Source organism: Klebsiella sp. GG_Kp146 (genome assembly GCF_040061975.1).
Taxonomy (GTDB): Bacteria; Pseudomonadota; Gammaproteobacteria; order Enterobacterales; family Enterobacteriaceae; genus Klebsiella; species Klebsiella quasipneumoniae.
The window spans coordinates 78317-104366 of record NZ_JBEAHA010000042.1 but is presented as its reverse complement, the minus strand read 5'-3'; the positions used below and the strand labels follow the sequence as shown (position 1 = coordinate 104366).

At 58.6% G+C, this 26050-nt stretch carries 27 protein-coding genes and 1 pseudogene; 21 read left to right on the top strand and 7 right to left on the bottom strand.

The window, feature by feature from the left end; translation table 11 throughout:
• Positions 1-323: 323 nt before the first annotated feature.
• On the bottom strand, positions 324-1463 hold the full coding sequence (queG, locus tag ABLU95_RS24500) for a tRNA epoxyqueuosine(34) reductase QueG (protein WP_080901610.1): 1140 nt from the start codon (positions 1461-1463) through the stop codon (positions 324-326).
• A 13-nt stretch (positions 1464-1476) separates the two neighbouring features.
• Here queG and nnr point away from each other — a divergent pair, with 13 nt between their 5' ends.
• From nnr to hflC, 9 genes are all read left to right on the top strand, one after another.
• Positions 1477-2988, top strand: a complete 1512-nt coding sequence (gene nnr / locus ABLU95_RS24495; RefSeq protein WP_348880453.1) for a bifunctional ADP-dependent NAD(P)H-hydrate dehydratase/NAD(P)H-hydrate epimerase — start codon at positions 1477-1479, stop codon at positions 2986-2988.
• Complete coding sequence (gene tsaE / locus ABLU95_RS24490) at positions 2981-3442, top strand: tRNA (adenosine(37)-N6)-threonylcarbamoyltransferase complex ATPase subunit type 1 TsaE (RefSeq protein ID WP_032454629.1); 462 nt, start codon at positions 2981-2983, stop codon at positions 3440-3442. Before nnr ends, tsaE begins: the two co-directional genes overlap by 8 nt.
• Before the next feature lie 16 nt (positions 3443-3458).
• Entirely contained in the window at positions 3459-4814 is a 1356-nt protein-coding gene (gene amiB / locus ABLU95_RS24485) for an N-acetylmuramoyl-L-alanine amidase AmiB (RefSeq protein WP_205425129.1), read from the top strand.
• Positions 4815-4824: 10 nt separating this feature from the next.
• Entirely contained in the window at positions 4825-6684 is a 1860-nt protein-coding gene (gene mutL, locus ABLU95_RS24480; RefSeq protein WP_086076019.1) for a DNA mismatch repair endonuclease MutL, read from the top strand.
• Complete coding sequence (miaA, locus tag ABLU95_RS24475) at positions 6677-7627, top strand: tRNA (adenosine(37)-N6)-dimethylallyltransferase MiaA (RefSeq protein ID WP_044525187.1); 951 nt, start codon at positions 6677-6679, stop codon at positions 7625-7627. Before mutL ends, miaA begins: the two co-directional genes overlap by 8 nt.
• A 92-nt stretch (positions 7628-7719) precedes the next feature.
• Positions 7720-8028 carry an RNA chaperone Hfq gene (hfq, locus tag ABLU95_RS24470; RefSeq protein ID WP_002885659.1) on the top strand — a complete coding sequence of 103 codons (309 nt, stop codon included), beginning with the start codon at positions 7720-7722 and terminating at the stop codon, positions 8026-8028.
• Between the two features lie 75 nt (positions 8029-8103).
• Positions 8104-9384 (top strand): ribosome rescue GTPase HflX, encoded by a 1281-nt coding sequence (hflX, locus tag ABLU95_RS24465; RefSeq protein WP_004146725.1) that lies wholly within the window; start codon positions 8104-8106, stop codon positions 9382-9384.
• A 65-nt stretch (positions 9385-9449) separates the two neighbouring features.
• On the top strand, positions 9450-10712 hold the full coding sequence (hflK, locus tag ABLU95_RS24460) for an FtsH protease activity modulator HflK (RefSeq protein WP_004206443.1): 1263 nt from the start codon (positions 9450-9452) through the stop codon (positions 10710-10712).
• Positions 10713-10714: 2 nt separating this feature from the next.
• Complete coding sequence (gene hflC, locus ABLU95_RS24455) at positions 10715-11719, top strand: protease modulator HflC (protein WP_004192484.1); 1005 nt, start codon at positions 10715-10717, stop codon at positions 11717-11719.
• A gap of 82 nt (positions 11720-11801) precedes the next feature.
• On the opposite strand, the gene ABLU95_RS24450 is transcribed toward hflC, so the two are convergent.
• Entirely contained in the window at positions 11802-12092 is a 291-nt protein-coding gene (locus ABLU95_RS24450) for a hypothetical protein (protein ID WP_080901606.1), read from the bottom strand.
• 223 nt (positions 12093-12315) lie between these two features.
• Here ABLU95_RS24450 and ABLU95_RS24445 point away from each other — a divergent pair, with 223 nt between their 5' ends.
• The 6 genes from ABLU95_RS24445 (at position 12316) to ABLU95_RS24420 (ending at position 19538) form a co-directional block, all read left to right on the top strand.
• Positions 12316-12513 carry a DUF2065 domain-containing protein gene (locus ABLU95_RS24445; protein ID WP_002885664.1) on the top strand — a complete coding sequence of 66 codons (198 nt, stop codon included), beginning with the start codon at positions 12316-12318 and terminating at the stop codon, positions 12511-12513.
• Between the two features lie 102 nt (positions 12514-12615).
• Positions 12616-13914 carry an adenylosuccinate synthase gene (locus ABLU95_RS24440; RefSeq protein WP_012543110.1) on the top strand — a complete coding sequence of 433 codons (1299 nt, stop codon included), beginning with the start codon at positions 12616-12618 and terminating at the stop codon, positions 13912-13914.
• A gap of 150 nt (positions 13915-14064) precedes the next feature.
• Positions 14065-14490: a nitric oxide-sensing transcriptional repressor NsrR gene (gene nsrR / locus ABLU95_RS24435; RefSeq protein WP_002885667.1), complete on the top strand. Its 426-nt coding sequence runs from the start codon at positions 14065-14067 to the stop codon at positions 14488-14490.
• A 36-nt stretch (positions 14491-14526) separates the two neighbouring features.
• Positions 14527-16965, top strand: coding sequence for a ribonuclease R (rnr, locus tag ABLU95_RS24430; protein WP_023291716.1), 2439 nt, complete (start codon positions 14527-14529; stop codon positions 16963-16965).
• 79 nt (positions 16966-17044) lie between these two features.
• Positions 17045-17776 (top strand): 23S rRNA (guanosine(2251)-2'-O)-methyltransferase RlmB, encoded by a 732-nt coding sequence (rlmB, locus tag ABLU95_RS24425; protein ID WP_002885669.1) that lies wholly within the window; start codon positions 17045-17047, stop codon positions 17774-17776.
• Between the two features lie 124 nt (positions 17777-17900).
• The gene (locus ABLU95_RS24420) at positions 17901-19538 is read left to right on the top strand and encodes an isovaleryl-CoA dehydrogenase (protein ID WP_262962759.1); all 1638 of its coding nucleotides are present in this window, start codon (positions 17901-17903) and stop codon (positions 19536-19538) included.
• Here ABLU95_RS24420 and yjfN read toward each other — a convergent pair.
• Positions 19529-19804 (bottom strand): DUF1471 family protease activator YjfN, encoded by a 276-nt coding sequence (yjfN, locus tag ABLU95_RS24415; protein ID WP_004206450.1) that lies wholly within the window; start codon positions 19802-19804, stop codon positions 19529-19531. The two genes, ABLU95_RS24420 and yjfN, sit on opposite strands and share 10 nt — an antisense overlap.
• A gap of 137 nt (positions 19805-19941) precedes the next feature.
• Complete coding sequence (gene bsmA, locus ABLU95_RS24410; RefSeq protein WP_262962760.1) at positions 19942-20250, bottom strand: biofilm peroxide resistance protein BsmA; 309 nt, start codon at positions 20248-20250, stop codon at positions 19942-19944.
• A gap of 209 nt (positions 20251-20459) precedes the next feature.
• Here bsmA and yjfP point away from each other — a divergent pair, with 209 nt between their 5' ends.
• Both yjfP and ABLU95_RS24400 read left to right on the top strand, forming a co-directional pair.
• On the top strand, positions 20460-21176 hold the full coding sequence (gene yjfP / locus ABLU95_RS24405; protein WP_023291719.1) for an esterase: 717 nt from the start codon (positions 20460-20462) through the stop codon (positions 21174-21176).
• Between the two features lie 16 nt (positions 21177-21192).
• Positions 21193-21672 (top strand): annotated as a pseudogene (locus tag ABLU95_RS24400) (class II aldolase/adducin family protein); the annotation flags it as partial.
• A 62-nt stretch (positions 21673-21734) separates the two neighbouring features.
• Here the strand turns inward: ABLU95_RS24400 and ABLU95_RS24395 are convergent.
• The gene (locus tag ABLU95_RS24395) at positions 21735-22928 is read right to left on the bottom strand and encodes an MFS transporter (protein ID WP_348880452.1); all 1194 of its coding nucleotides are present in this window, start codon (positions 22926-22928) and stop codon (positions 21735-21737) included.
• 149 nt (positions 22929-23077) lie between these two features.
• Positions 23078-23353: a DUF1471 domain-containing protein gene (locus ABLU95_RS24390; protein WP_004206463.1), complete on the bottom strand. Its 276-nt coding sequence runs from the start codon at positions 23351-23353 to the stop codon at positions 23078-23080.
• A 341-nt stretch (positions 23354-23694) separates the two neighbouring features.
• Between ABLU95_RS24390 and rpsF the strand changes: the two genes are divergently transcribed.
• The 4 genes from rpsF to rplI are packed head-to-tail and all read left to right on the top strand — an operon-like array spanning position 23695 to position 25133.
• Positions 23695-24090: a 30S ribosomal protein S6 gene (gene rpsF, locus ABLU95_RS24385; protein WP_008807174.1), complete on the top strand. Its 396-nt coding sequence runs from the start codon at positions 23695-23697 to the stop codon at positions 24088-24090.
• Between the two features lie 5 nt (positions 24091-24095).
• Entirely contained in the window at positions 24096-24410 is a 315-nt protein-coding gene (priB, locus tag ABLU95_RS24380) for a primosomal replication protein N (RefSeq protein ID WP_002885722.1), read from the top strand.
• Between the two features lie 4 nt (positions 24411-24414).
• Positions 24415-24642: a 30S ribosomal protein S18 gene (gene rpsR, locus ABLU95_RS24375; RefSeq protein WP_000135199.1), complete on the top strand. Its 228-nt coding sequence runs from the start codon at positions 24415-24417 to the stop codon at positions 24640-24642.
• Positions 24643-24683: 41 nt separating this feature from the next.
• Entirely contained in the window at positions 24684-25133 is a 450-nt protein-coding gene (gene rplI / locus ABLU95_RS24370) for a 50S ribosomal protein L9 (protein WP_004206464.1), read from the top strand.
• Between the two features lie 108 nt (positions 25134-25241).
• On the opposite strand, the gene ABLU95_RS24365 is transcribed toward rplI, so the two are convergent.
• A complete protein-coding gene (locus ABLU95_RS24365) occupies positions 25242-25916 on the bottom strand; it encodes a LysM-like peptidoglycan-binding domain-containing protein (protein ID WP_023291729.1) in 675 nt (224 codons plus the stop codon).
• Positions 25917-26050: the final 134 nt, after the last annotated feature.

The window sequence follows — 26050 nt, the reverse complement described above, 5'->3', positions numbered from 1 at the left end:
GCACGACCTTGCCAAGGTCGGGGTCGCGAGTTCGAGTCTCGTTTCCCGCTCCAAATTTTCTTCCATCTCTTATTTATCCACAGTGCAATCCAGCGCCGGGGATGATTTTCATTTGGTCTGCAGAAATACTGTGAACAGAGTTATCCACAGGTTGTCGTTTCGTCTCTGACGGCGTAAATGCTTCGCTTTGTAAATAATATCTTTATATCTAATTGAAATTTAACAATTAAATTTCATTTCGAAATGTTAATCCGATCACTTGACCTCGGTCTGCGCCTTGAAACGCAATGTGTTTTAGATTTTATTCACAGCCTGTGAATGAATCAGGCGTCGCGCGGCAGCCCTTTCTCTACCACCCTGACCAGACGTAATTTTTTCGGCAGCTGTACTTCAACGGCGTCGGCGCTCCGTTTTTTCAGCTGCTGGGCCATCGCCCACTCAATGTGTTCGTCGAGAAGCGGGTGCTCGCCCAGGCGACTCTCCAGCGCGCGAAGATGGGCTTCATCCCAGGGCGCATTACCCAGCGCGACGGCGATATTACGCAGCCAGCGCAGGTGACCAATGCGACGAATCGCCGACCCTTCGGTCACCTTCAGAAACCACGATTCGCTCCAGGCGAACAGCTCCACCAGCGGCGGGGCATGCAGCGCCTGGCGCGGACTGAAATCCTCTTCATCGGTGAGCTGTGAGAAACGGTTCCACGGGCAGATGAGCTGGCAGTCGTCACAGCCATAGATCCGGTTGCCGATGAGCGGACGGAATTCCTCCGGGATCGCGCCTTCCAGTTCGATGGTGAGATAGGAGATGCAGCGGCGGGCGTCGACGGTATAGGGCTCGACGATGGCCCCGGTGGGGCAGATGGTCATGCAGGCGACGCAGCGTCCACACTCCTCCGCGACCGGGCTGTCGACCGGCAGGGGCAGGTCAATCAGCAGTTCGCCGAGGAAAAAGAAGGAGCCGGCGTCGCGGCTTAAGATAAGTGAGTGCTTACCTGTCCATCCAAGGCCCGCTTTTTCTGCGATGGGCCGCTCCAGGATAGGCGCGGAATCGACAAACGGTCTAAAATTGAGCGAAGCACACTGTTCCTGAATCTTCTCACCCAGTTTTTTCAGGCGATTACGTAGCAGCTTATGATAATCACGCCCAAGGGCATAACGGCTGACGTAACCCAGCGCGGGATCTTTCAGGGTGCGGGCAAAGGCGGCGTTGGCGGGCAGATAGTTCATCCGCACGCTGATGACGCGTAACGTACCGGGCAGCAGTTCGTGGGGGCGGGCGCGCATCATACCGTGACGAGCCATCCACTCCATTTCGCCGTGGTATTGTTTATCCAGCCATGCCTGCAGTTTGGGTTCACTGGCGCTAAGGTCGGTATCGGCGATACCGACCTGCTGGAACCCGAGTTCTGTGCCCCATTGTTTGATTTGTTGCGCTAACTGAACGAGATCGAGGGGCTGTGACATGATGGACCATACAATGACGAAAAACCCTGACAGTATACCATACAACATTTGGCCTGCGGAGGCGCTGCGCCTGGCCGAACGAGAGGCAGCGGACAGCCTGGGACTGACGCTGTTTGAACTGATGCAGCGCGCAGGCGAGGCGGCGTTCCAGCTGGCCAGCCGCGCTTTTCCTGACAGCGCGCACTGGCTGATCCTCTGCGGGCATGGCAACAACGGCGGCGACGGATATGTCGTCGCGCGTCTGGCCCAGGCCGCCGGGCGGCGGGTGACGCTGCTGGCGGTGGAGAGTGACAACCCGCTGCCGGAAGAGGCGCAGGCGGCGCGGGAGGCATGGCTTAACGCCGGCGGCGTGATCCATGCGGCCACTGTCCCCTGGCCAGACGATATCTCACTGATTATTGACGGCCTGCTTGGCACCGGGTTGCGCAGTGCGCCGCGCGAATCCATCGCGGCGCTCATCCACCAGGCGAACCACCATCCTGCGCCGGTGGTGGCTCTGGATATCCCTTCCGGCCTGAATGCGCAGACCGGCGCGACGCCGGGGGCGGTCATTCAGGCCGACCATACGCTGACGTTTATTGCGCTCAAGCCGGGGCTGCTGACCGGCAAGGCGCGGGATGTCGTCGGGCAGCTCCACCATCATGCGCTGGGGCTTGAGCGCTGGCTCGCCGGACAAAGTACTCCCCTGACGCGATTTTGCACCGCCCACCTTGCCGACTGGCTGCCGCCGCGTCGGGCTACCTCCCATAAGGGCGATCACGGCAAGCTGGCGATCGTCGGCGGCGATCGCGGCACGGCAGGCGCGATTCGCATGTGCGGTGAAGCGGCTTTACGCGCCGGCGCAGGGCTGGTGCGAGTACTCACTCACCCTGAGAGCGTGGCGCCCATTGTCACCGCCCGGCCGGAATTAATGGTGGATGAACTGACGCCGCAGACTCTGAAAGCCGCGCTGGAATGGGCGGATGTGGTGGCGATTGGCCCGGGCCTGGGGCAGAACGAGTGGGGACGCAGCGCCCTGCGCATGGTGGAAAGTGTTAACAAACCGATGGTCTGGGACGCAGACGCGCTGAACCTGCTGGCATTCAATCCCGATAAACGTCACAATCGCGTGCTGACGCCGCACCCCGGCGAAGCGGCCCGTCTGCTGAACGTCAGCGTGGCAGAAATTGAAAGCGATCGCTTACTTTCTGCGCAGCGTCTGGTAAAACGGTATGGCGGCGTGGTCGTGCTAAAAGGCGCGGGCACGGTGGTGGCCAGTGAAAGCGGGGCGATGGGCATTATCGACGCCGGCAATGCCGGTATGGCCAGCGGCGGAATGGGCGATGTGCTCACTGGCATTATTGCCGCATTGTTAGGACAGCACCAGACGCCGTATGATGCTGCCTGTGCCGGGTGCGTCGCGCATGGCGATGCCGCCGACCGACTGGCCGCCCGCGAGGGCACCCGCGGCATGCTGGCGACCGATCTCTTTTCCACGCTCAGGCGTGTTGTTAACCCGGATGTGATTGACGTAGACCATGATTAACCGAGTGATTCCTTTACCCGATGAGCAGGCCACGCTGGCCCTGGGCGACCGTATTGCGCAGGCCTGTACCGGCGCCACCGTGATTTACCTGTATGGTGACTTAGGCGCGGGGAAAACCACCTTTAGCCGCGGCTTTTTACAGGCGCTCGGTCACCGCGGCAATGTCAAAAGCCCAACCTATACCCTGGTGGAGCCGTACACCCTCGACAAACTGATGGTGTATCACTTCGATCTCTACCGCCTGGCGGATCCTGAGGAGCTGGAATTTATGGGGATCCGCGATTATTTTGCCGACGATGCCATCTGCCTGGTGGAATGGCCGCAGCAAGGCGCAGGTGTCCTGCCTGACCCGGACGTTGAAATTCACCTTGATTACCAGGCACAAGGGCGTGAGGCGCGCATGACCGCGATCTCCTCACGGGGTGAATCTTTACTGGCGCGTTTAGCCATTTAGCCTGAAGGATGACGGGATGAAGTATCGCATAACCACCTGGCTTGCCGCTGCGCTGATGCTGTCGAGTCTTCACGCCACTGCGGCGAGTTTATCCGATATCCAGGTCTCCAACGGAGACCAGCAGGCCCGTATTACTCTTAGCTTTGTCGGTGAACCGGAGTATTCCTTTACCCCGCAGGGCAAACGACTGGTGGCGCTGGATATCAAGCAGACCGGCGTATTGCAGGGACTGCCGCTGAAATTTAGCGGCAGCAACCTGGTGAAGAGTATTCGCGCCGGTACGCCGCAGGATACGCAGACGCTGCGTCTGCTGGTGGATCTGACGGAAGATGGCAAAACCCGGGCGGTGAAGCAGCAGAACGGGGCGAATTACACGGTGGTCTTTACCATCAACGCCGACGCGCCGCCACCGCCGCCGCCGCCTCCTGTGGTGGTGAAACGGGCCGACCCGCCGCCGGTAATGCCTTCCCGGACGGCGACGGCGGGACGCAATCCGTTTAGCTCGTCGGGCCACGATCGGCAGACGGTGATGACCCCCTCGCAGCCGGCGATGACCAACAATCAGACCGTGACCCGTCCGGCGGCCCGCACGGTGTCGGCGCAGGATAAGGTGATTATCGCCATCGACGCCGGGCACGGCGGTCAGGATCCTGGCGCGATTGGCCCGAATGGCACCAAAGAGAAGAACGTGACTATCGCTATCGCGCGCAAGCTGCGGGCGCTGCTGAACGCCGATCCGCAGTTTAAACCGGTGCTGACCCGTGACGGGGATTACTTTATTTCGGTAATGGGGCGCTCGGATGTGGCGCGTAAGCAAAACGCCAACTTCCTCGTCTCAATCCATGCCGACGCCGCGCCAAACCGCGATGCCACCGGCGCCTCGGTATGGGTGCTCTCGAACCGTCGCGCCAACAGTGAAATGGCCGGCTGGCTGGAGCAGCATGAGAAGCAGTCTGAACTGCTCGGCGGAGCGGGCGATGTGCTGGCGAACAGCCAGGCCGATCCCTACCTGAGCCAGGCGGTGCTGGATCTGCAGTTCGGTCACTCCCAGCGCGTCGGCTACGATGTGGCGACCAACGTACTCAGCCAGCTGCAGCGGATTGGCAATCTGCATAAGCGCCGTCCTGAGCATGCCAGCCTCGGCGTACTGCGCTCGCCGGACATTCCGTCGATTCTCGTGGAAACAGGCTTTATCAGTAACAACGGGGAAGAACGGCTACTGGGGAGCGATGATTACCAGGAGCAGATTGCGGAGGCGATTTACAACGGTCTGCGCAACTACTTTATGCAGCATCCGCTGCAGTCGGCGCCTCGCGGCGAGGCGGCGCAGACCGCCAGCGCCGCAGCGCCAGGCGGGATGTTGATTAACTAAGGAGCAGGGGATGCCGATTCAGGTTCTGCCGCCGCAGCTCGCCAACCAGATTGCCGCCGGCGAAGTGGTGGAACGGCCCGCGTCGGTGGTGAAAGAGCTGGTTGAAAACAGCCTTGATGCGGGCGCCACGCGAATTGATATTGATATCGAACGCGGCGGCGCGAAGCTCATTCGCATTCGCGATAACGGCTGCGGCATCAAAAAAGACGAGCTGGCGCTGGCCCTGGCTCGCCACGCGACCAGCAAAATCGCCTCGCTCGACGATCTCGAAGCCATTATCAGCCTCGGTTTTCGCGGCGAAGCGCTGGCCAGTATCAGCTCGGTGGCGCGTCTGACGCTCACCTCGCGCACGGCGGAACAGCAGGAAGCCTGGCAGGCGTATGCCGAAGGCCGCGATCAGGCGGTGACGGTGAAGCCGGCGGCGCACCCGGTCGGCACCACCCTGGAAGTCCTCGATCTGTTCTACAACACCCCGGCGCGGCGCAAATTTATGCGTACCGAAAAGACCGAGTTCGGCCACATTGACGAGGTGGTCCGCCGCATTGCGCTGGCGCGCTTCGACGTCACCATCAACCTCAGCCATAACGGCAAGGTGATGCGCCAGTATCGGGCAGTCGCTCAGGATGGCCAACGGGAGCGGCGGCTGGGAACCATCTGTGGCGCCGCCTTTCTTGAACATGCCCTGGCGATTGAGTGGCAGCATGGCGATCTGACCCTGCGCGGCTGGGTCGCCGATCCGCTGCATACCACCCCTGCGCTGGCGGAAATTCAGTATTGCTACGTTAACGGGCGGATGATGCGCGACCGGCTGATCAACCACGCTATCCGCCAGGCCTGTGAAGACAAACTGGGGGCCGATCAGCAGCCGGCGTTTGTGCTGTATCTGGAGATCGATCCCCATCAGGTGGATGTGAACGTCCACCCGGCCAAGCATGAGGTGCGTTTCCATCAGTCGCGCCTGGTGCATGACTTTATCTACCAGGGCGTACTGAGCGTGCTGCAGCAGCAACTTGACGCGCCGCTGGCGGAAAAAGACGACCCGCCGGCGCCCCGTGCGATGCCGGAGAACCGGATCGCGGCGGGCGGCAACCAGTTTGCGCGGCCGTCGGAAGCGCGTGAACCGGCAACCCGTTTCAGCATCACGCCATCGCGTGAGCCTGCGGCCTCCAGCGGCAGGCCGGGCGGCGCGAGCTGGCCGCACGCGCAGCCGGGTTACCAGAAGCAGCAAGGGGCGCTTTATCGTCAGTTGCTCGACACGCCAACGGCGCCAAAGCCCGCGTTACAGACTCCGGGCACGGCGGAACTGGCCGGTCACAGCCAGAGCTTTGGCAGAGTGCTGACGATTGTGAGCCGCGACTGCGCGCTGCTCGAGCGCGAGGGCGGACTGGCGCTGCTGTCGTTGACCGTTGCCGAGCGCTGGCTGCGCCAGGCGCAGTTAACCCCGGGAGCAGAGGCCGTCTGTGCCCAGCCGCTGCTGATCCCCCTGCGGTTAAAAGTGACGGAAGGGGAAAAACAGGCGCTGGCCGCCGCGCAGCCGGCGCTGACGCAGCTGGGGATCGATATGCATACCGATGCCCTGCACGTGACGGTGCGCGCGGTCCCTTTACCCTTAAGACAACAAAATTTACAAATCTTGATTCCTGAACTGATAGGCTACCTGGCGCAGCAAAACGCATTCGACGTCGGCAATATCGCCCAATGGATGGCGCGTAATCTGACGAGCGAACAGACGTCATGGAATATGGCGCAGGCGATTGCGCTGCTGGCGGACGTTGAGCGTCTTTGCCCGCAGCTGGTGAGAACGCCGCCGGGTGGCCTGTTACAACCTGTAGATCTCCATTCGGCGATGAATGCCCTGAAAGATGAATGATGTAACCGAGGCGAGCCTGCCCAAGGCAATTTTTTTAATGGGCCCGACGGCCTCCGGCAAAACCGCGCTGGCGATAGCCTTACGTAAAGTTTTGCCAGTAGAGTTGATTAGTGTTGATTCCGCCCTCATTTATCGGGGAATGGATATTGGCACCGCCAAACCGGATGCCGCAGAGCTGAGCGCCGCGCCGCACCGGCTGCTGGATATTTTAGATCCTGCAGAGGCCTATTCCGCGGCGGATTTTCGCCGCGATGCGCTGGCGGCGATGGCGGAAATTGTCGCCGCCGGGCGAATTCCGCTGTTAGTCGGCGGGACGATGTTGTATTTCAAAGCGTTGCTGGAAGGATTGTCGCCCTTACCGTCCGCTGACCCAGAGGTCAGAGCGCGGATTGAGCGGCAGGCCGCAGAGCAGGGGTGGAACGCGTTACATCAGCAGTTACAGGAGATCGATCCCGTGGCGGCTGCGCGTATTCATCCAAATGATCCGCAAAGGCTTTCCCGGGCACTGGAAGTTTTTTTCATTTCGGGTAAAACTTTAACGGAACTGACGCAAACGTCAGGAGACGCTCTGCCATATCAGGTGCATCAGTTCGCCATCGCCCCGGCGAGCCGTGAACTGCTCCATCAACGCATAGAACAGCGTTTTCATCAGATGTTAGCTTCAGGTTTTGAAGCAGAAGTACGGGCGCTTTTTGCCCGCGGAGATTTGCATACGGATATGCCTTCCATCCGTTGTGTCGGATACCGCCAGATGTGGTCATATCTCAATGGCGAGATCCCATATGATGAGATGGTTTATCGAGGTGTTTGCGCCACGAGACAGTTAGCCAAACGTCAGGTCACCTGGCTGCGCGGTTGGGAAGGTGTGCACTGGTTAGACAGTGAACAACCTGAACAAGCGCTCAACAAAGTATTACAGGTTGTTGGTGCGAGCCAGAACTGAACGTGTACAATTAAACGGTATCGTGCGTAATTTTTTTTGAGAATCGTAAGGTTCTGAGTACAAAACAAGCATACATATAAGGAAAAGAGAGAATGGCTAAGGGGCAATCTTTACAAGATCCGTTCCTGAACGCTTTGCGTCGGGAACGCGTTCCGGTTTCTATTTATTTGGTGAATGGTATCAAGCTGCAAGGGCAAATTGAGTCTTTCGATCAGTTCGTGATCCTGTTGAAGAACACGGTCAGCCAGATGGTCTATAAGCACGCAATTTCTACTGTTGTCCCGTCTCGCCCGGTGTCTCACCACAGCAACAATGCTGGCGGCGGTTCCAGTAACTATCACCACGGTGGTAGCGCGCAGGGCTCTTCTGCGCCACAACAAGACAGCGACGACGCCGAATAAGGCTAGTGCTGTTTTTCCACGCCGGGGAGCCAGGTTTTCTGCGTTCCCCGCTGGTATTTTATAAGGGGTTTACGCTTGTTTGACCGTTATGACGCCGGTGAGCAGGCGGTACTGGTACACATCTATTTTTCGCAAGACAAAGATATGGAAGACCTCCAGGAGTTTGAAACTCTGGCCTCTTCCGCCGGTGTCGAAGCAATGCAGGTGATTACCGGTAGCCGTAAAGCACCGCACCCGAAGTATTTTGTTGGTGAAGGTAAGGCAGTCGAAATTGCGGAAGCCGTTAAAGCGACCGGCGCTTCGGTCGTGCTCTTCGATCATGCCCTGAGTCCGGCGCAAGAACGCAACCTGGAACGCCTGTGCGAATGCCGGGTTATCGATCGTACCGGTCTTATTTTAGATATTTTCGCTCAGCGCGCGCGCACCCATGAAGGGAAACTGCAGGTCGAGCTGGCGCAGCTGCGCCATATGGCGACCCGCCTTGTCCGCGGCTGGACCCACCTTGAAAGACAAAAGGGCGGGATCGGTTTGCGTGGCCCGGGTGAAACCCAGCTCGAAACTGACCGTCGTTTATTGCGTAACCGCATCATGCAGATCCTGTCGCGGCTGGAAAAAGTCGAAAAACAGCGTGAGCAGGGGCGGCGGTCGCGCGCGAAAGCCGATATTCCAACCGTGTCGCTGGTGGGCTACACCAACGCCGGAAAATCAACGCTCTTTAACCAGATCACCGCCGCCGAGGTCTATGCCGCGAACCAGCTGTTCGCGACCCTGGACCCGACGCTGCGCCGCATTGACGTCCCTGACGTCGGCGAAACGGTGCTGGCCGATACCGTCGGCTTTATTCGCCACCTGCCGCACGATCTGGTGGCCGCGTTTAAAGCGACGTTGCAGGAGACGCGTCAGGCGACGCTGCTGCTGCATGTGATTGACGCGGCGGATGTCCGCGTGCAGGAAAACATTGATGCGGTAAATACGGTTCTCGCTGAAATTGAGGCCGATGAGATCCCGGCGCTGCTGGTGATGAACAAAATCGACATGCTGGACGATTTTGAACCGCGCATCGATCGCGACGATGAAAATAAACCGATTCGGGTCTGGCTTTCCGCTCAGACCGGGGTTGGCGTACCACTGCTTTTTCAGGCGTTAACGGAGCGCCTTTCCGGTGAAGTGGCCCAGCATACGCTGCGCTTACCGCCGAAAGAAGGGCGACTGAGAAGCCGTTTCTATCAGCTTCAGGCGATAGAAAAAGAGTGGATGGAGGATGACGGCAGCGTGAGTCTGCAGGTGCGCATGCCGATCGTTGACTGGCGGCGCCTCTGTAAGCAAGAGCCAACGCTTGTTGACTATGTGGTTTGACCTTGCAGCTTGCCTGAAGATATTGACCCCTGTGGGGATATCAAAAACAAATATGGAGCATATACATGGCGTGGAATCAGCCCGGTAATAACGGACAGGACCGCGACCCGTGGGGGAGCAGCAAACCTGGCGGCAACTCTGAGGGAAATGGCAACAAAGGCGGTCGCGAGCAGGGGCCGCCGGATCTGGATGATATCTTCCGCAAGTTAAGTAAAAAACTTGGCGGGCTCGGCGGCGGCAAGGGCGGACTGGGCGGCGGCAATAGCGCGCAGGGACCTCGCGGACCGATGGGCGGGCGTATTGTCGGCATCGTTGCCGCGGCGGCAGTGATTATCTGGGCGGCCAGCGGTTTCTATACTATTAAAGAAGCCGAACGCGGCGTGGTCACCCGTTTTGGTAAGTTCAGCCATCTGGTTGAGCCGGGCCTGAACTGGAAGCCGACCTTTATCGATAACGTGCAGGCAGTAAACGTGGAGTCGGTACGTGAACTGGCGGCGTCCGGCGTCATGTTGACCTCTGACGAAAACGTGGTGCGCGTTGAGATGAACGTGCAGTACCGCGTCACCGATCCGGAGCGCTATCTGTTTAGCGTCACCAGCGCGGACGACAGCCTGCGTCAGGCCACCGACAGCGCGCTGCGCGGGGTGATCGGTAAATACACTATGGATCGCATTCTGACCGAAGGTCGTACCGTGATCCGTAGCGATACTCAGCGTGAGCTGGAAGAGACGATTCGCCCGTACAACATGGGCATCACTCTGCTGGACGTCAACTTCCAGACGGCACGTCCGCCGGAAGAGGTGAAAGCCGCGTTTGACGATGCCATTGCCGCGCGTGAGAACGAACAGCAGTACATTCGTGAAGCGGAGGCTTACACCAACGAAGTCCAGCCGCGCGCGAATGGTCAGGCGCAGCGTATCCTCGAAGAGGCACGCGCCTATAAGACCCAGACCGTCCTGGAAGCCCAGGGTGAAGTGGCTCGCTTTGCTAAGATCCTGCCGGAATACAAAGCCGCGCCGGAGATTACCCGCGAGCGTCTGTACATCGAAACGATGGAAAAAGTGCTGAGCCACACCCGTAAAGTGCTGGTTAATGACAGCAAAAACGGCAATCTGATGGTTCTGCCGCTGGACCAGATGCTGAAAGGCGCCGCTGCGCCGGCAGCAAAGAGCGATAGCAGTGACGCCAGCGATCTGCTGCGTCTGCCGCCTGCATCCAGCACTGGCAGCGCCAGCACCTCATCAACCTCGAGCTCAACCGGGGGTAGCATTATGGACCAACGCCGCGCTAACGCGCAGCGTAACGACTACCAGCGTCAGGGGGAATAACGATGCGTAAATCTGTTATCGCGATCATTGTCATCGTGCTGGTAGTGCTCTACATGTCAGTCTTTGTCGTGAAGGAGGGCGAGCGCGGTATCACGCTGCGTTTCGGTAAAGTTCTGCGCGACGACGAAAACAAGCCGCTGGTATATGCGCCAGGCCTGCACTTCAAGATCCCGTTTATCGAATCGGTGAAAATGCTGGATGCGCGTATTCAGACCATGGATAACCAGGCTGACCGTTTTGTCACCAAAGAGAAGAAAGACCTGATCGTCGACTCCTATATTAAATGGCGCATCAGCGACTTCAGCCGTTACTACCTGGCCACCGGCGGCGGCGACGTCTCCCAGGCAGAGGTGCTGCTGAAGCGTAAATTCTCGGACCGTCTGCGTTCTGAAATCGGCCGTTTGGATGTGAAAGACATCGTCACCGACTCCCGTGGCCGTCTGACGCTGGAAGTGCGTGATGCGCTGAACTCAGGGTCGGCCGGTACGGAAGACGAGGTTAGCACGCCGGCAGCTGACGACGCGATTGCCAAAGCGGCAGAGCGCGTGGAAGCTGAAACCAACGGCAAAGTGCAGGTGATCAACCCGAACAGTATGGCGGCGCTGGGTATTGAAGTCGTCGACGTGCGTATCAAGCAGATCAACCTGCCGGCGGAAGTGTCGGAAGCGATCTACAACCGTATGCGCGCGGAGCGTGAAGCGGTTGCTCGTCGCCACCGTTCACAGGGTCAGGAAGAGGCGGAAAAACTGCGCGCGACCGCGGACTATGAAGTCACCAAGACGCTGGCGGAAGCCGAGCGCCAGGGCCGTATCCTGCGTGGTGAAGGCGATGCGGAATCGGCAAAACTGTTTGCCGACGCGTTCAGCCAGGATCCGGGCTTCTATTCCTTTATTCGTAGCCTGCGCGCCTATGAGAAGAGCTTCCAGAGCAATCAGGATGTCATGGTCCTGAGCCCGGATAGCGATTTCTTCCGCTATATGCGTTCACCGGATTCGGTGCGTAAATAAGTCGAAGATGACGGTAACCTACAGTGGTTAATGCAAAAAGGCGCCTGAGACAGGCGCCTTTTTTATGCTACGACGGCATGAATTAGTTGCCGAGCAGCTTGTTCAGCAGGCCGCCGATCACCGGCAGGCCCGCCAGCGTACTTTCGATGGTGCCGCCGATAGATGAGCCAACGCTTTCGCCCAGGGTTTTGCCCAGGTCCGGCGCCAGATCGGCCAGATTAATGGTGCCAATCAGCGGCAGGTTGATGCTCAGGACATCGGTGCCCATCGTCCATACGGCGGCGCCGACCTTGCTACCTAAGGAGGCCATGCCATCCTGTAACCAGCCTGCGCCGCTCACATTTTCGATTTCAAATGCGGTTAATTCTCTCATGATAATCTTCCTGATTATGTAGACGTACCGGGTTGTAGTACGCGGCGGCATAGTTACAGTTTAAAAAATATCCATCAATACAATTAGTTGTGAATTATGTTTCACTTTGCTGGTTCATAATGAAGCTGAAATACGGGACAATGTGAAATGAGTGCATGAATTCACTATGCTGGCCGATGACGCCTGCGAAGGCGGCGATGATACTTTTCAATTAGGGTTGACGATGAACTCCACCATTTGGCTGGCGCTGGCGCTGGTTTTAGTACTCGAAGGGCTTGGCCCGCTACTTTATCCGCGCGCCTGGCGCAAGATGGTCGCCAGCCTGAGCCAGCTCCCGGATAATTTATTGCGGCGCTTTGGCGGCGGACTTGTGGTTGCCGGGATTGTGATCTACTACATGTTGAGGAAATCGATTGGCTGATCAAAAAGTGGTCGGATTTGCCTTATTTTGGATGCAAAAAGTGCTGTAACTCTGAAAAAGCGATGGTAGAATCCATTTTTAAGCAAACGGTGATTTTGAAAAATGGGTAACAACGTCGTCGTACTGGGCACCCAATGGGGTGACGAAGGTAAAGGGAAGATCGTCGATCTCCTGACAGAACGGGCTAAATATGTTGTGCGCTACCAGGGTGGTCACAACGCCGGCCATACTCTCGTAATCAACGGTGAAAAAACCGTTCTCCATCTTATTCCATCAGGCATTCTGCGTGAAAACGTCACCAGCATCATCGGTAACGGCGTCGTGCTGTCTCCGGCTGCGCTGATGAAAGAGATGAAGGGCCTGGAAGACCGTGGTATCCCGGTTCGCGAGCGTCTGCTGCTCTCTGAAGCCTGCCCGCTTATCCTTGACTATCACGTGGCGCTGGACGTGGCGCGTGAAAAAGCGCGCGGCGCGAAGGCGATCGGCACCACCGGTCGCGGCATCGGCCCGGCTTACGAAGATAAAGTCGCTCGTCGCGGTCTGCGCGTTGGCGATCTGTTCGATAAAGCAACCTTCGCCGATAAACTGAAAGAAGTGATGGAATATCACAACTTCCAGCTGGTGAACTTCTACAAAGCAGAAGCGGTTGACTACCAGAAAGTGCTGGATGATGTGATGGCGATTGCCGACATCCTGACCGGCATGGTGGTGGACGTTTCCGACCTGCTGGATCAGGCGCGTAAACGCGGCGACTTCGTGATGTTCGAAGGCGCGCAGGGCACGCTGCTGGATATCGACCATGGTACTTATCCGTACGTAACCTCTTCCAACACCACCGCCGGTGGCGTGGCGACCGGCTCCGGCCTGGGCCCGCGTTATGTGGATTACGTTCTGGGTATCATCAAAGCTTACTCGACTCGCGTAGGCGCGGGTCCGTTCCCGACCGAGCTGTTTGATGAAACCGGCGAGTTCCTCTGCAAGCAGGGTAACGAATTCGGCGCCACCACCGGTCGTCGTCGTCGTACCGGCTGGCTGGACGCCGTCGCGGTTCGTCGCGCGGTGCAGATTAACTCCCTGTCCGGCTTCTGCCTGACTAAACTGGACGTCCTCGACGGCCTGAAAGAAGTGAAAATCTGCGTTGGCTACCGTATGCCGGATGGCCGCGAAGTGACCACCACTCCGCTGGCAGCCGACAACTGGGAAGGTATCGAGCCTATCTACGAAACCATGCCGGGCTGGTCTGAAACCACCTTCGGCGTGAAAGAGCGCAGCGGCCTGCCGCAGGCAGCGCTGAACTACATCCAGCGTATTGAAGAGCTGACCGGCGTTCCGGTTGATATCATCTCTACCGGTCCAGACCGTACCGAGACCATGATTCTGCGCGACCCGTTCGACGCATAATCACTCGCAAGGGGCGCCGTTCGGGCGCCCTTGTTTTTGCTGTTCGCCCGCCCCATTTCAAATAAATTAGCGGCCTGAGCGCTGGCTGGTTTATCATCAATAATAATGATGTCGCTCGACATACCCTGTTTTCTTTTCCCTGAGGTTTATGTGCAGTTAACGAGTTTCACCGATTACGGACTACGGGCGCTGATTTATATGGCGTCGCTGCCGGAAGGACGGATGACCAGTATCTCGGAAGTGACCGAGGTCTATGGCGTCTCCCGTAATCATATGGTTAAAATAATCAATCAGTTAAGTCGCATGGGCTACGTAACTGCCGTGCGGGGGAAGAACGGGGGCATTCGCCTCGGCAAACCAGCAGGACAGATCCGCGTCGGTGACGTGGTGCGCGACCTTGAACCCTTATCGCTGGTCAACTGCAGCAGCGAGTTTTGCCACATTACACCAGCCTGTCGTTTGAAACAGGCGCTAGCTGAAGCCGCGCAGAGTTTTCTCAAGGAACTGGATAACTATACGCTGGCTGATTTGGTTGAGAAGAATCAACCGCTTTATAAATTATTGCTGGTGGAGTGACGCCACTCTGCCGGAGATGACAACGGAGGAACCGATATGTCACAAGATCCATTCCAGGAACGCGAAGCTGAGAAGTACGCGAACCCAATCCCGAGCCGGGAATTTATCCTCGAACATTTAACCAAACGGGAAAAGCCTGCCAGCCGCGATGAGCTGGCCATCGAGTTAAATATCGAGGGCGAAGAGCAAACCGAAGCGCTGCGCCGCCGCCTGCGCGCGATGGAGCGCGACGGTCAGCTGGTCTTCACCCGTCGTCAGTGCTATGCGCTGCCGGAGCGCCTTGATCTCCTCAAAGGAACCGTTATCGGCCACCGTGATGGCTATGGTTTCCTGCGCGTTGAAGGGCGCAAAGACGATCTCTACCTGTCGTCAGAGCAGATGAAAACCTGTATTCATGGCGACCAGGTGCTGGCCCAACCGCTGGGCGCGGACCGCAAGGGCCGCCGCGAAGCGCGCATTGTCCGCGTCCTGGTGCCGAAAACCAGCCAGATTGTTGGCCGCTACTTTACCGACGCTGGCGTCGGTTTCGTCGTCCCGGACGACAGTCGCCTGAGCTTCGATATCCTGATCCCGCCGGAAGAGATCATGGGCGCGCGGATGGGCTACGTGGTGGTGGTCGAGCTGACCCAGCGCCCGACCCGTCGCACCAAAGCCGTGGGGAAAATCGTCGAAGTGCTGGGCGACAACATGGGTACCGGTATGGCCGTCGATATGGCGCTGCGCACCCATGAAATTCCATACGTCTGGCCGCCGGCGGTAGAAAACCAGGTTTCCGGCCTGAAAGAGCAGGTGCCGGAAGAGGCGAAAGCCGGGCGCGTCGATCTGCGCTCCCTGCCGCTGGTCACCATTGACGGCGAAGATGCCCGCGACTTCGATGACGCGGTGTACTGCGAGAAGAAACGCGGCGGCGGCTGGCGCCTGTGGGTAGCCATTGCCGACGTCAGCTACTACGTGCGTCCAGGGACGCCGCTGGACGCTGAAGCGCGCAGCCGCGGAACCTCGGTCTACTTCCCGTCGCAGGTGGTGCCGATGCTGCCGGAAGTGCTGTCTAACGGTCTGTGCTCGCTGAACCCGCAGGTCGATCGCCTGTGCATGGTGTGCGAGATGACGATTTCGTCAAAAGGCCGTCTGACCGGTTATAAATTCTATGAAGCGGTGATGAGTTCACATGCTCGCCTGACCTATACCAAGGTGTGGCATATGCTGCAGGGCGACCAGGAGCTGCGTGAGCACTACGCGCCGCTGGTGAAGCATATTGAAGAACTGCATAACCTCTACAAGGTGCTCGATGGCGCCCGCGAAGAGCGTGGCGGTATCTCATTTGAAAGTGAAGAAGCTAAATTCATCTTCAACGCAGAGCGCCGTATCGAGCGTATCGAACAGACCCAGCGTAACGATGCGCACAAGCTGATTGAAGAGTGCATGATCCTGGCGAACATCTCCGCTGCGCGCTTCGTTGAGAAGGCGCAGGAGCCGGCGCTGTTCCGTATTCACGATAAGCCGAGCACCGAGGCGATTACCGCGTTCCGCAGCGTGCTGGCGGAACTGGGTCTGGAACTGCCGGGCGGCAACAAGCCGGAGCCGCGCGATTACGCCGAACTGCTGACCTCCATCGCCGATCGCCCGGATGCGGAAATGCTGCAGACGATGCTCCTGCGGTCGATGAAGCAGGCGGTCTATGATCCGGAAAACCGCGGCCACTTTGGCCTCGCGCTGCAGTCCTATGCCCACTTCACCTCGCCGATCCGTCGTTACCCGGATCTGTCGCTGCACCGCGCCATCAAATATCTGCTGGCCAAAGAGCAGGGGCATAAAGGCAATAGCACGGAGACCGGCGGCTGGCACTACAGCATGGAAGAGATGCTGCAGCTGGGCGAGCACTGCTCGATGACCGAACGTCGCGCCGATGAAGCGACGCGCGAAGTCTCCGACTGGCTGAAGTGTGACTTCATGCAGGATCAGGTAGGCAATATCTTCTCCGGGGTTATCGCCAGCGTGACCGGCTTTGGCTTCTTCGTTCGTCTCAACGATCTGTTTATCGACGGCCTGGTACATGTTTCCTCCCTCGATAACGATTACTATCGTTTCGACCAGGTGGGGCAGCGTCTGATCGGCGAGTCCGGCGGGCAGACCTATCGCCTGGGCGACCGCGTGGAAGTCCGTGTGGAAGCGGTCAACATGGACGAGCGTAAAATCGACTTTACCCTGATCTCCAGCGAGCGCGCGCCGCGTAATGTCGGCAAAACCGCCCGTGAGAAAGCGAAAAAGAGCACCTCCGGCAAACCGGGCGGCCGTCGTCGTCAGGTTGGTAAGCAGGTGAACTTCGAGCCGGACAGCGCGTTCCGCAAAGAAAAAGACCAGGCGAAAGCGAAGCCGAAAGGCGAGAAGAAAGCGAAAAAACCGTCGGCGAAAACGCAGAAAATCGCCGCCGCGACCAAAGCCAAGCGCGCGGCAAAGAAGAAGAGCGCCGAGTGATTGACCACCCTTCACTCTGAAGTCTGCTGACGCAGGACGGGGTGAAGGGTGGATAACAGAACCTAAAACGAGTACATCAATGAGTGAAATGATTTACGGCATCCATGCGGTGCAGGCACTGCTGGAGCGCGCACCTGAGCGTTTTCAGGAAGTTTATATTCTGAAAGGCCGTGAGGATAAGCGTCTGCTGCCGCTGATCCACGCGCTGGAAGCGCAGGGCGTGGTGATTCAGCTGGCCAACCGCCAGTTCCTCGATGAGAAGAGCGAAGGCGCGGTACACCAGGGGATCATTGCCCGCGTGAAGCCGGGGCGTCAGTATCAGGAGAACGATCTGCCGGATCTACTGGCGCAGCTCGATCAGCCGTTCCTGTTGATCCTTGACGGCGTGACCGATCCGCATAACCTCGGCGCCTGCCTGCGCAGCGCCGATGCTGCCGGCGTGCACGCGGTGATTGTGCCGAAAGATCGTTCCGCGCAGCTGAATGCGACGGCGAAGAAAGTGGCCTGCGGCGCGGCGGAGAACGTCCCGCTGATCCGCGTCACCAACCTGGCGCGCACCATGCGCCTGCTGCAGGAGGAGAACGTCTGGATCGTCGGAACCGCAGGTGAAGCCGACCATACGCTGTTCCAGAGTAAAATGACCGGGCCGATGGCGCTGGTGATGGGCGCGGAAGGCGAAGGTATGCGCCGCCTGACCCGCGAGCACTGTGATGAGCTGATCAGCATCCCGATGGCGGGTAGCGTCTCCTCGCTGAACGTCTCGGTGGCCACTGGCATCTGCCTGTTTGAGGCGGTACGCCAGCGCAGCTAAGCTGATCCGCTGACGGAACTGAAAAGCCATCCTCCGGGATGGCTTTTTTGTGACCGCTCTCGCGGGCGAGTATCTCCCCGGATAACCATACTTATGGTTATCGCCATTGATGGAGGGAGACACGATGCACTGGCAAACGCACACCGTTTTTAATCAACCGACCCCGCTGAATAACAGCAATCTGTTCCTGTCTGATACCGCCCTGCGTGAAGCGGTGGTCCGTGAAGGCGCCGGCTGGGATGGCGATCTGCTCGCCAGCATTGGCCAGCAGCTGGGGACCGCAGAATCGCTGGAGCTGGGACGCCTGGCCAACAGCAACCCGCCGGAGCTGCTGCGCTATGACGCCACCGGCGCCCGACTGGACGACGTTCGCTTCCACCCCGCCTGGCACCTGCTGATGCAGGGGCTGTGCGCGAACCGGGTGCATAATCTCGCCTGGCAGGAGGATGCCCGTGAAGGCGCGTTTGTCGCGCGCGCCGCTCGCTTTCTGCTCCACGCCCAGGTAGAGGCCGGAACGCTGTGCCCGATTACCATGACCTTCGCCGCGACGCCTCTGCTGCAGCACGCCCTGCCCGCGCCTTTTGGCGACTGGCTGTCGCCGCTGCTGAGCGACCGTTACGATCCCCACCTCGCGCCAGGCGGCCAGAAGCGCGGCCTGCTGATTGGCATGGGGATGACCGAGAAGCAAGGGGGCTCCGATGTGCTGAGCAATACCACCCGCGCGGAGAAAACGGCGGAAGGGTTTTACCGGCTGGTGGGACACAAATGGTTCTTCTCGGTGCCGCAGAGCGATGCCCACCTGGTGCTGGCCCAGGCGCCTGCGGGCTTGTCGTGCTTCTTTGTGCCGCGCCTGCTGCCCGACGGACAGCGCAACGGCGTGCGGCTGGAGCGCTTAAAAGAAAAGCTCGGCAACCGCTCCAACGCCAGTAGCGAAGTGGAGTTTTATGACGCCTGCGGCTGGCTGGTGGGCGAAGAGGGCGACGGCGTGCGGCAGATCCTCAGGATGGGCGGCCTGACCCGCTTTGACTGCGCGCTGGGTAGCCATGCCCTGATGCGCCGGGCCTTCTCGGTGGCGCTGTATCATGCGCTACAGCGCCAGGCGTTCGGTAAAAATCTGGTCGATCAACCGATGATGCGCCAGCTGCTGGGGCAAATGGCGCTCCGTCTTGAAGGACAAACCGCGTTCCTGTTTCGTCTGGCGCGGGCCTGGGACCGTCGGGATGATGCCCGGGAAAGCGCCTGGGCGCGTCTGTTTACGCCTGCGGCCAAGTTTGCCATCTGCAAGGCCGGCATCCCGTTCGTCGCTGAGGCGATGGAAGTCCTGGGAGGGATCGGCTATTGCGAGGAGAGTGAGCTGCCGCGGTTGTATCGCGAGATGCCCGTCAACAGCATCTGGGAAGGCTCCGGCAATATTATGTGCCTCGATGTGATGCGGGTGCTGAGCAAGCAGCCGATGGCGATGGAGCTGCTGGCCGCGGAGTGTGCGGAGGTGAAAGGACAGAACCGCCATCTCGACCGCGCATGGCGTCAGCTGCAGCAATTGCTGAAACGACCCGCCGAAGAGCAGGGCAGAGAGATTGCCCGGCTGGTCTATCGTCTGGGGGCGGGGGCGCAGATGCTGCGTTTCGCTTCGCCGCCGCTGGCCGAAGCCTGGTGCCGGATGATGCTCGACACGCGCGGCGGCATACGCCTTGACGCGCCGACCCTCGACGACCTGCTGCTGCGGGCCATGGGGCGGGGGCGCCAGGCGCCTCAGGCGTAGAGAATGGCCTGCACGCGCCAGCTGTCCGGCTGTTGTTCCTCGTACATCTGAATAATGCGATACCAGGAGGCGCCTTGCTCGTCCGCTTTGCGGGCAATGGCGTGCTCCACATCCTGTTGGCTGCCGGAAAGATTAGCGACGGAGATCAGACCGATTTCATTCAGGCCGGTGACGCAATCCGCGCTGGCGAATTCGGCTGACTGCGCGGAGGTGTTGGCCGTCGCAGTGGTTAACAGCAGGCTGGATAGGGTAAAAGATCGTTTCATCGTCAGCTCCATTTCACGTAGTCCCAAGGGCAGTCCGTTGCTAACGTCCTGCCAGGTGGCTGGCCGAACGTTATTATGCACAGGAGAACGTGAATGGACGCAAAGCTGTGTAAAGCAGATTTAAAGACGCCGCCTCGTCATCGACGATAGAGGATCGCCTGCGAATACCACTGGCCGGGTACCATGGTGTCATCGATCATGATGATGACGTAGTAATCGGCTTTGGCCGCTTCTGCTTTGGCCTTCAGCGCCGCTTCGACATCCATCGGCGAACCGTACATCAGTACGCTCACCGTGGCCATTTTCTGCAGGCCAGCCGTCTGGTTGCGCTGGATCTCCTGCGGATGGTCGGTGGCGGGCGGCGGGGCTTCTGGCGTTCCCTGCAGAGCGCTACACCCGCTGAGGACGATAGCCAGTAACCACGGACAAAACCTGCGCATAGCCATATCTCGTTTCCTGATAGTGATAGTGTAGTGGTAGCCTTAACAGGATTTCCGGGGAATGTTCCCGAACTGTTATCTCTGACGCGATTTTCGAATGAAAATGTTGTGAAAGCGTAACCGGGTTCTCAACATTATGAATCGTAGCAAACGGGGTTGCCTGGTGAATGCATTTTCCCATGCCGCCTAACCACCATAGAGAAGGGAGACGATAAATGATTGCACTCGAAATGCGCAACCTCGGCGGTGGCGAAATTTTGCATGCCTGCCCGCAGGAGAGTCTGGATAAGCCACTGCCCTGTATCGTCTTTTATCATGGCTTTACCTCGTCAAAACTGGTTTACAGCTACTTTGCAGTGGCGCTGGCCCAGGCGGGTTTCCGGGTGATTATGCCGGACGCGCCGGAGCATGGCGCGCGCTATCACGGTGATGAGACCGGGCGGATGCAGCGCTTCTGGCCGATCCTGCAGCAGAATTTCAGAGAGTTTCCCGCGCTGCGCGAGGCGATTATCGCCGAAGGCTGGCTGGAAGGAGAGCGACTGGCGGTGGCGGGGGCGTCGATGGGGGGAATGACGGCCCTGGGTATCATGACGCATCATCCCGAGCTGAACAGCGTCGCCTGCCTGATGGGGTCGGGTTATTTTCGTTCGCTGTCGCAAACCCTGTTTCCCTCGCCTGGCTTTGATGGCGACAGCCTCAGCGAGTGGGATGTCAGTCATCAGCTGGCGTCGCTCGCCCGGCGGCCGCTGCTGCTCTGGCATGGCGATGCCGACGACGTGGTGCCGCCGGCAGAGACCTTCCGGCTTGAGCAGGCGCTCAGGCAGAGCGATCTTGCCGCCAGGCTGACCTGCGTCTGGCAGAAAGGCGTCCGCCATCGCATCACCCCGGAGGCGCTGGCCACGACGGTCGCCTTTTTTCAGCAGCATCTTTAAACGCGGATTACGCTGACGCCCCTCCTCTGATACCGCTACCCATCTGGCGCTCTATCGCCGTTATCCCGGCCTTGGCGGGGTGGTGCATACCCATTCGACGCACGCTACCGCCTGGGCGCAGGCGGGGCTGGCGATCCCGGCGCTCGGCACCACCCATGCGGACTACTTTTTCGGTGATATCCCTTGCACCCGGGCGCTTAGCGCGCAGGAGGTGGATGAGGGCTACGAGCTGAACATCGGGGAGGTGATTATCGAAACGCTGGGCGAGGCAAACCCGTTGCATACGCCGGGGATCGTCGTCTATCAGCACGGGCCGTTCTCCTGGGGGAAAGACGCCCACGAGGCGGTGCACAATGCGGTGGTGATGGAAGAGGTGGCGCGCATGGCGTGGATTGCCCGCGGCATTAATCCGCGGCTGCAGCCGATTGACAGCTGGCTGATGGAAAAACATTTTCTGCGTAAACACGGGCCGAACGCCTACTACGGGCGGAAGTAAACGACGCGCTCCGGGGCTTTCACCGTCACGGTGAAGCAACTGGTCTGGCCCCGGAGCCGTTTTTAGCCCTGACGATAAGCCGACGGCATAGCGCGCATGCCGATGAGCGTGACCACGCAAATTATCGCGCCAGCGTAAAACGTCGAAGCGGCGCCGAAGGTTTCCCACAGCACGCCTGCGCCGGTACTGGCCAGCAACAGCGCCAGGCCGCTCATCAGGTTGAACATACCGAACGCCGTGCCGCGTAGCGCCGGCGGCGCCGTATGGGCGACCATCGCCGCCAGCAGCCCCTGGGTCATCCCCATATGAATTCCCCACAGCGCGACCCCGACCAGCAGCGTGCTCCAGTGGGCGCTGAGGGCCAGCACGATATCGGCGAGGATCAGCACCAGTAGTCCCCACTGCAGCAGTTTGCTGTGGCTCATGCTGTCAGAGAGCTTGCCGAACGGGTAGGCCGTAACGCTGTAGACCAGGTTCATCGCCACCATGACCAGCGGAATGGTAAACAGCGGGATCTCCATCTGCTGGGCGCGCAGCACCAGAAAGGCTTCGCTGAAGCGGGCGAGGGTGAAGATGCTGCCGATGGCGACCACCCACCAGTAGGCGGCGGAGAGCTTTTGCAGATTTTCGCGCTTCAGCGGATTACTGCGTTTATGGTCGATGGCGGATTTTGGCTCCTGCAGGCCAAAACCCAGCAGGAGAATGGAGAGCACAGCGGGAATAACCGCCACCCAGAATATAGCGTGAAAATCGTTGGCCCAGATAAACATCAGCAGTACCGCCAGCAGCGGGCCGAGAAAGGCGCCAACGGTATCCAGCGCCTGACGTAGCCCGTAGGCGGCGCCGCGGATCTCCGGTGGGGTGACGTCGGCGACCAGCGCGTCGCGCGGCGCGCCGCGAATGCCTTTGCCTACGCGGTCGATCATGCGGGCGCTAAACACCACGCCGGCGGTCGGGGCGATGGCAAACAGCGGCTTGCTGAGCGCGCCCAGGCCGTAGCCCAGCAGCGCCAGCCCTTTGCGCTTACCGACGTAGTCGCTGATCGCGCCGGAGAAGATTTTCAGGATCAGGGCGGTGGCTTCCGCCAGCCCCTCGATAAGACCGATGATAATCACGCTGGCGCCGAGGGTGGTGGCCATAAACAGCGGTAAGAGACTGTGGATCATCTCGGACGACACATCCATCAGCAGGCTGACGCCGCCGAGTACCCAAACGCCTTTGGGGATGCGGCCTAAGGTGGCGAAACGCGGAACCATCAATCACTCCTGAATATCAAATGGCGAGTGGCTGATTAAATCAGGTTGCGATGACGCTGATAAGTTGATTTATAAAATTATTCTCAATTGCGTTTAGCCGCTGGCCTTGCTTCGCCCCTCGCGAGGAGAGGCGAAGAATGGGCCCGACATTAGCGGTAAATCACCGCGCTGGCGCGAAGCGGGCCGTTGGTTTCTGGTTCGTGCATCAGGATGGGCTGAAAATATTTCGCCCCCTGCGCATCGCTCAACTGGCTAAGGGCCTGTTCGGCCTCGTGCTCAGTGGCCATATTGTGATTGATATAGATAACGCCGAGGCTCTGCACATCGTCCATGTTGCGGGCCTGTCGTTCGGTGATTTGGATAGCTGCCAACGCGTTGGCGCTGAAGAAAAGCGCAGCCATCATGGCGATGATTTTCAGTTTCATATACTACGCTCCTGACTGACAGTCCTGACGCTGACTCGGGGCTCTCCTGTGGTCATTGGGTTTCTGATTTAAGTGTAATCGCTGATTGAACGGCGTATCGCGACCTTTTCTGATGCAGTTGTTCAAAAAAATGCCGCTTCCTTTGCTGGTTAATTTTAAATCACCCACTTAGCGCCACTTGGCGCTTAGTGCGAATTATTTGTGCAAATGCGCTTGTGTTCCTGGGGGGCCGCCATTAGAATGACGCGTCAATTTTTCAGCCGCCCTTTAACACGTTCCTTGCCTCCATGGGCCGCGGCTGACCCAGACAGGAGGCTGAATAATCCGTAAGGAGCAATTCGATGCGTCATTACGAAATCGTTTTTATGGTCCATCCTGACCAGAGCGAACAGGTTCCGGGCATGATCGAACGTTACACTGGTGCAATCACTGCAGCAGCAGGTACGATCCACCGTCTGGAAGACTGGGGCCGCCGTCAGCTGGCTTATCCGATCAACAAACTGCACAAAGCTCACTACGTTCTGCTGAACGTTGAAGCGCCGCAGGAAGCGATCGATGAGCTGGAAACTAACTTCCGCTTCAACGACGCCGTTATCCGCAGCATGGTAATGCGTACTAAGCACGCTGTTACCGAAGCATCTCCGATGGTTAAAGCGAAAGACGAGCGCCGTGAGCGTCGCGAAGATTTCGCCAACGAAACCGCAGATGATTCTGAAGCTGGGGATTCTGAAGAGTAATCCTGATGACCAACCGTCTGGAGCTGTCCGGCATTATTTGCAGGACTCCACTTCGTAAGGTCAGCCCGTCAGGAATTCCTCACTGCCAGTTCGTGCTTGAGCATCGTTCAGTGCAGGAGGAAGCCGGTTTTCACCGGCAGGCATGGTGTCAGATGCCCGTTATTATTAGCGGTCACGAGAACCAGGCCATTACTCACAGTATAACGGTCGGTAGCGCAGTAACCGTTCGAGGGTTCATCTCTTGCCATAAGGCAAAGAACGGCTTGAGCAAAATGGTTCTGCATGCCGAGCAGATTGAATTGATAGATTCTGGAGACTAGCCATATGGCACGTTATTTCCGTCGTCGCAAGTTCTGCCGTTTCACCGCGGAAGGCGTTCAAGAGATCGACTATAAAGATATCGCTACGCTGAAAAACTACATCACCGAAAGCGGTAAGATTGTCCCGAGCCGTATCACCGGTACCCGTGCAAAATACCAGCGTCAGCTGGCTCGCGCTATCAAACGCGCTCGCTACCTGTCCCTGCTGCCGTACACTGATCGTCATCAGTAATCGGTCACGGTCCATTAATACGACTTTGAGAGGATAAGGTAATGCAAGTTATTCTGCTTGATAAAGTAGCAAACCTGGGTAGCCTGGGTGATCAGGTTAACGTTAAAGCGGGCTATGCTCGTAACTTCCTGGTCCCGCAGGGTAAAGCTGTTCCTGCTACCAAGAAAAACGTTGAATTCTTCGAAGCACGTCGCGCTGAACTGGAAGCCAAACTGGCTGACGTTCTGGCAGCTGCTGAAGCTCGTGCTGCGCAGATCAACGCCCTGGAATCCGTAACCATCGCGTCTAAAGCTGGCGACGAAGGTAAACTGTTCGGTTCCATCGGTACTCGCGACATCGCTGACGCTGTCACTGCAGCAGGCGTTAAAGTTGCTAAGAGCGAAGTTCGCCTGCCGAACGGCGTTCTGCGTAACGTTGGCGAGCACGAAGTGGACTTCCAGGTTCACAGCGAAGTATTCGCTAAAGTTATCATCAACGTGGTTGCTGAGTAATCGGCCTCTGACGTTCTGGTAACAACAAATCGCCGGCCTTGTGCCGGCGTTTTGCTTTTTAGCGCCCTTCATTTTGCGGCGGCGTAACGCTCGCTGTCGTCTTCGCTGCTAGCGCGCACGCACAAAGCTGCCGTTCGACTGGCGGGTAAACAGCACCTGCTGTCCGTTGCCGGTATCAATAGTGAGCCCGGTGACCACGCCGTTGGCGTTCTGCCGAATCTGCACCGTCTGTCCGCTCTGCAACGTGCTTAATGGTTTACCTGCGCCTTCAACCTGCGCCATGGCGTAAACGTCGGTGGCCGGCAGCCCATGATCGCGGAACAGCTGGGCCAGGGTTTTGCCTGACTCGATGCGATAGGTCCGCCATTGCTGTTCAATACCCGGCGCGGACTGCTGCGATGAGGATTGATAGGGCTGGGAGGCGGCGGGCTGCTGCGTCTGCGCCTGATCCGGCTGCTCATCCTGAATCGGCTCCGGGGCGACCGGCGCCATCTGGTCGGCATCGCTCACGGTAGGCGTATTGGTGATCGGCGGCAGCGGAACGGCCTGATTGCCGCCAGCTTGCGGTTGGGACTGCGACTGCAGATTCAGGTTTGCTTCACGGCTGGTGGACGCCGGGTTTTGGCTATCGTCTGAGGGAAGCAGAATGCCGATAATCACCAACAGGAAGCCAGCGATAATTCCCCGGCGGTGCATCGGGGGCAGTGGGTCCAGGAGGCGAAAATGATCCGGGGCGTGCCAGATTTTCGCCAGGGTAGATGTCAGTTCAAAGCGCCCGGGCATGGCTTTCCTCCTGCTCCGCATATTTTTATCCTGCCTATGAGTATAGATGGCTAACGTCCTGATGACCGGAACAAAGTGAAGTTAACCTGATGCCGCCTATTGTTTCTTTTTCGCTGAGATTTGTCATCATCCGC

What these genes read in the sequence shown, in the direction of transcription:
- hfq (WP_002885659.1), top strand. Translation starts at nt 7,720, where the DNA reads ATGGCTAAGGGGCAATCTTTACAAGATCCGTTCCTGAACGCTTTGCGT.
- yjfN (WP_004206450.1), bottom strand. Translation starts at nt 19,804, where the DNA reads ATGAAACGATCTTTTACCCTATCCAGCCTGCTGTTAACCACTGCGACG.
- queG (WP_080901610.1), bottom strand. Translation starts at nt 1,463, where the DNA reads ATGTCACAGCCCCTCGATCTCGTTCAGTTAGCGCAACAAATCAAACAA.
- amiB (WP_205425129.1), top strand. Translation starts at nt 3,459, where the DNA reads ATGAAGTATCGCATAACCACCTGGCTTGCCGCTGCGCTGATGCTGTCG.
- ABLU95_RS24365 (WP_023291729.1), bottom strand. Translation starts at nt 25,916, where the DNA reads ATGCCCGGGCGCTTTGAACTGACATCTACCCTGGCGAAAATCTGGCAC.
- priB (WP_002885722.1), top strand. Translation starts at nt 24,096, where the DNA reads ATGACCAACCGTCTGGAGCTGTCCGGCATTATTTGCAGGACTCCACTT.
- hflK (WP_004206443.1), top strand. Translation starts at nt 9,450, where the DNA reads ATGGCGTGGAATCAGCCCGGTAATAACGGACAGGACCGCGACCCGTGG.
- bsmA (WP_262962760.1), bottom strand. Translation starts at nt 20,250, where the DNA reads ATGGCTATGCGCAGGTTTTGTCCGTGGTTACTGGCTATCGTCCTCAGC.
- rpsR (WP_000135199.1), top strand. Translation starts at nt 24,415, where the DNA reads ATGGCACGTTATTTCCGTCGTCGCAAGTTCTGCCGTTTCACCGCGGAA.
- rlmB (WP_002885669.1), top strand. Translation starts at nt 17,045, where the DNA reads ATGAGTGAAATGATTTACGGCATCCATGCGGTGCAGGCACTGCTGGAG.
- ABLU95_RS24440 (WP_012543110.1), top strand. Translation starts at nt 12,616, where the DNA reads ATGGGTAACAACGTCGTCGTACTGGGCACCCAATGGGGTGACGAAGGT.
- rplI (WP_004206464.1), top strand. Translation starts at nt 24,684, where the DNA reads ATGCAAGTTATTCTGCTTGATAAAGTAGCAAACCTGGGTAGCCTGGGT.
- ABLU95_RS24445 (WP_002885664.1), top strand. Translation starts at nt 12,316, where the DNA reads ATGAACTCCACCATTTGGCTGGCGCTGGCGCTGGTTTTAGTACTCGAA.
- ABLU95_RS24450 (WP_080901606.1), bottom strand. Translation starts at nt 12,092, where the DNA reads ATGAGAGAATTAACCGCATTTGAAATCGAAAATGTGAGCGGCGCAGGC.
- rnr (WP_023291716.1), top strand. Translation starts at nt 14,527, where the DNA reads ATGTCACAAGATCCATTCCAGGAACGCGAAGCTGAGAAGTACGCGAAC.
- tsaE (WP_032454629.1), top strand. Translation starts at nt 2,981, where the DNA reads ATGATTAACCGAGTGATTCCTTTACCCGATGAGCAGGCCACGCTGGCC.
- nnr (WP_348880453.1), top strand. Translation starts at nt 1,477, where the DNA reads ATGACGAAAAACCCTGACAGTATACCATACAACATTTGGCCTGCGGAG.
- ABLU95_RS24395 (WP_348880452.1), bottom strand. Translation starts at nt 22,928, where the DNA reads ATGGTTCCGCGTTTCGCCACCTTAGGCCGCATCCCCAAAGGCGTTTGG.
- yjfP (WP_023291719.1), top strand. Translation starts at nt 20,460, where the DNA reads ATGATTGCACTCGAAATGCGCAACCTCGGCGGTGGCGAAATTTTGCAT.
- hflC (WP_004192484.1), top strand. Translation starts at nt 10,715, where the DNA reads ATGCGTAAATCTGTTATCGCGATCATTGTCATCGTGCTGGTAGTGCTC.
- mutL (WP_086076019.1), top strand. Translation starts at nt 4,825, where the DNA reads ATGCCGATTCAGGTTCTGCCGCCGCAGCTCGCCAACCAGATTGCCGCC.
- ABLU95_RS24420 (WP_262962759.1), top strand. Translation starts at nt 17,901, where the DNA reads ATGCACTGGCAAACGCACACCGTTTTTAATCAACCGACCCCGCTGAAT.
- rpsF (WP_008807174.1), top strand. Translation starts at nt 23,695, where the DNA reads ATGCGTCATTACGAAATCGTTTTTATGGTCCATCCTGACCAGAGCGAA.
- ABLU95_RS24390 (WP_004206463.1), bottom strand. Translation starts at nt 23,353, where the DNA reads ATGAAACTGAAAATCATCGCCATGATGGCTGCGCTTTTCTTCAGCGCC.
- miaA (WP_044525187.1), top strand. Translation starts at nt 6,677, where the DNA reads ATGAATGATGTAACCGAGGCGAGCCTGCCCAAGGCAATTTTTTTAATG.